Source organism: Shewanella sp. 11B5, from assembly GCF_002836795.1.
Lineage (GTDB): Bacteria > Pseudomonadota > Gammaproteobacteria > Enterobacterales > Shewanellaceae > Shewanella > Shewanella frigidimarina.
The window spans coordinates 1-3,108 of the sequence record NZ_PJAP01000926.1; the positions used below are offsets into that span (position 1 = coordinate 1).

Consider the following 3,108-nt stretch of genomic DNA (forward strand, 5'->3'; position numbering starts at 1 on the left):
ACAGGGTAATCAGCTTGAACTCACTCATGCTTATGACAGCCATTCAAGATTAATTGAGCAGGCATGGCGACATGCTCGCTCAGATAACGCAGCATCAGAGCTTATATTAGAAGAGCTTTCCTCATCAGAGTCAGTTCTGTTTGTATCAAGACGTTATCAATACGATAAACAACATCAATTACTTCGTTGTGATAGCAACATTGCAGAGCAGGGCGCAACTAGTGAGGTTCAAACCTCCCAAGGGCCTGAAACCAAAAGCGCGCCCGATGTTAAGCAATTTCGCTATAACAACATCAGCCAACTAGTCAGTGACAGTTATACTCGTGTAACGGATAACCCTACTGGCAACAAAACCAGTGTTCAGCAACAATACCAATGGGATGGATTTGGTAATCCTACTCATTCTCTTCGTGTTGACAATAACAGTGCTGATGCCAGTATTATCAGCTCAACAGCTGACTTAGAGCGTGCAGAACACATTCAACAGCCAGCGTCATCGGCTTTGTCATCCGACACAGCAAGGCCCAATAAAAACCTTAATGATGTGGTGGTTAACAACGACCGCTTAATGAGCATGGCTGGGGTCGATTACCGTTACGACGCCAGTGGCAACCAAATCAGCCAAGTGGGTACGGGCGATAAACAACAGCGTAGTTTTAATGGCTTAAACCAACTGGTGCAAATCAACGTTAATGGCAAGCTGACGCAATACGAATATGATGCCCTAGGCCGTCGCAGTGCAAAAATCACCGAACTCGGTCGCACCGACTTCATTTGGGACAATCATCAGCTTATTGGCGAATGCACTTTAGGTGAATACACCTGGTATATTTATCAGCCTGATACTTTTACACCTGTAGCACTCATTAAAGCAGGGCAAGTATATTATTATCACCTAGACCAACTCGGCACACCCATTTGCTTAACCGATGAAAACGTTCAAATCGTCTGGCGCAGCCAACAAGACGTGTTCGGCCAGACAATTGAAAGTACATCTATTAAAAATACAGATATTGAATATACAGATTTTAAAGATGCAGCCAAGCAAGACAAGATAACTAACCCAATCCGTTTTCAAGGGCAATACTTTGATGACGAATCAGGGTTACACTACAACCGCTTTAGGTACTACAGCCCTGGGCAAGCTAGATTTATACATCAAGACCCGATAGGATTAGTGGGCGGGATAAACCATTATCAATATGCGCCTAACCATGTGAACTGGGTGGATCCGTTTGGGCTGAGTTGTAAAGAAAATGGTTGGAATACGTTCCAAAAAAACTCTAAAGGGATCTTTTCATCTGTTACGCAGGCTTCCCAAGGTTATAAATTTTGGAAAGCGCAAAATTGGCCTGAGCTAGAGGATTTACTTGGGCCAGGTTCTTGGCCCCCAAACAGAGGCTTTGTGAGTATAGAAACTGTAGATTTAAATATTGGGAGCAAAATTGATCGGTTCGGTGGTTTTTTAGATTCAAATGGTGAATTTCGCGATTATGGTACATTCGTTTCTCCTGAAGGTAACTCATTTACTAGTAGGGCTTTACCTTCTTCGACAAAAAATAAAGACTATAATGCTTATGAAGTTATTGAACCGCTAAAAGTAAATTCTGGTCCTGCTATTCCTTGGTTTGGTCAGCCTGGAGGGGGTACACAATATGAGTTACCAAGTTCAATTGAAAATTTGAAAGATAAGGGAAAAATTAAGGAAAAACGGCCATCTAACAATAAGGATGATTTATAAATGATATATACATATTCTGGTAGCAGGCTGCGCTCTATTTTTTTGGGGAGTGAAAATGAACTATTAGAAACGAAGTTCCATGTGAAATGTCCAAAGTGTAAGGGTGATGTTTTTTTTTCTTTTAATGAAATTCAAAGCATTAAAGGAAAGTTACTTGATTTTACTAAGGCTTCGAATCTGTTAAAAGAAACTCAATATGGTGTTGAAGTTAAAGTGGGTGTACCTGCTTATGCTATCAGTACTAAATGTAAAGTATGCCATATGATGATTCATATCATCATAGGTGCTAAAGAGGTTCAGCCTCAACGTTTTAGTGTTTATATTAAGACAGTAATTATTGAGTCTAGTTCTGCGGATTGAGTGCGACAGTTTTTTATCAATTTCAATCGTTTTGCTGATCTCAAGTGATTGTTATTACACCACAAGGCGTTTTCAGCTTAATTAAGCATAAGCCCTATAGGAATACATAGATGCCGAAAAAGTTGAAGGACTTGAGATAAAAATGCATTTATATTGTAATGCCCGAATTCAGACAATAACTGAATCAGCTGAGATTAAATTTTCTCAAGAACAATTAGATAAAAATAAACGAGGTAAAGAAACTCTTGAAAGAGCGTTTCGTGAAGAAGAAGATCAGTTCCAACGAAACAAAGCTGAGGCCCCTTTAAGTGGTAATGAATTCTTTGACTTAAGCGAGCTTAAGAAATACTGGAGCTACCGCTATGAAAAAGCGTCTTCACCAGAAGAGATAAAAGATGCGATTAATGAAATTGAAAGAGATTATTATTTGGCAGGTAAGCAGTTTTTGACAATGAGAGCATACGGGGAATACTTGATGGAAATGGAATTATATCGCTAAATTGTAAAAATCAGTTCCCGAAAATTAAAGAATTACAGATCTTATTTATTAAAATCAACTATGACAAGGATAATACGATGTCATCAATAAAAATAACTCAAGCTGTCGGACTGGGTGGTGCTAACAATTTAAACGATGTAAAAGTAGTACAAACGGCTTTAAATAAATTACTCAAATTCATTCCTCCTACAAAATCATTAATTGTTGATGGCCGTTTAGGCTCTAGGCCTGAAAGCTCTAAAACTGTTGTAGCGATTAAGTTATTTCAAAGCAAAGTACTTAATATGGTACGTCCAGACGGCAAAATTGACGCTAATGGTCGAACTCATCGAAAAATGAATGAGAAGCTATTAACGACTTTAAGTAAGGTTACCTATAAATTACCGATAGCATCTATTGATATTCAAATGTTATCTGATTCTGAGGGATCCCCACGAATTTAATAGCATGCTTGTGGATCCTTGATTAACGATTGTAGCGTCTTAATTCCTGCTCGCCAGTGAGACTT

Annotated in this window: 4 protein-coding genes; all 4 read left to right on the forward strand. The window is 38.9% G+C overall.

Annotated elements, in window-relative coordinates:
- A partial coding sequence (locus CXF78_RS18315) for a glycohydrolase toxin TNT-related protein (RefSeq protein WP_180957214.1) occupies window positions 1-1,741 on the forward strand: 1,741 nt, incomplete at its 5' end.
- Complete coding sequence (locus CXF78_RS18320; RefSeq protein ID WP_011637808.1) at window positions 1,742-2,101, forward strand: hypothetical protein; 360 nt, start codon at window positions 1,742-1,744, stop codon at window positions 2,099-2,101.
- Between the two features lie 142 nt (window positions 2,102-2,243).
- A complete protein-coding gene (locus tag CXF78_RS18325) occupies window positions 2,244-2,600 on the forward strand; it encodes a hypothetical protein (protein WP_011637807.1) in 357 nt (118 codons plus the stop codon).
- A gap of 77 nt (window positions 2,601-2,677) precedes the next feature.
- The gene (locus tag CXF78_RS18330; RefSeq protein WP_011637806.1) at window positions 2,678-3,043 is read left to right on the forward strand and encodes a hypothetical protein; all 366 of its coding nucleotides are present in this window, start codon (window positions 2,678-2,680) and stop codon (window positions 3,041-3,043) included.
- Window positions 3,044-3,108: the final 65 nt, after the last annotated feature.

Bases quoted from the DNA above. Each gene is read 5' to 3' on its own strand.
- CXF78_RS18320 (WP_011637808.1), top strand. From the start codon at position 1,742: ATGATATATACATATTCTGGTAGCAGGCTGCGCTCTATTTTTTTGGGG.
- CXF78_RS18325 (WP_011637807.1), top strand. From the start codon at position 2,244: ATGCATTTATATTGTAATGCCCGAATTCAGACAATAACTGAATCAGCT.
- CXF78_RS18330 (WP_011637806.1), top strand. From the start codon at position 2,678: ATGTCATCAATAAAAATAACTCAAGCTGTCGGACTGGGTGGTGCTAAC.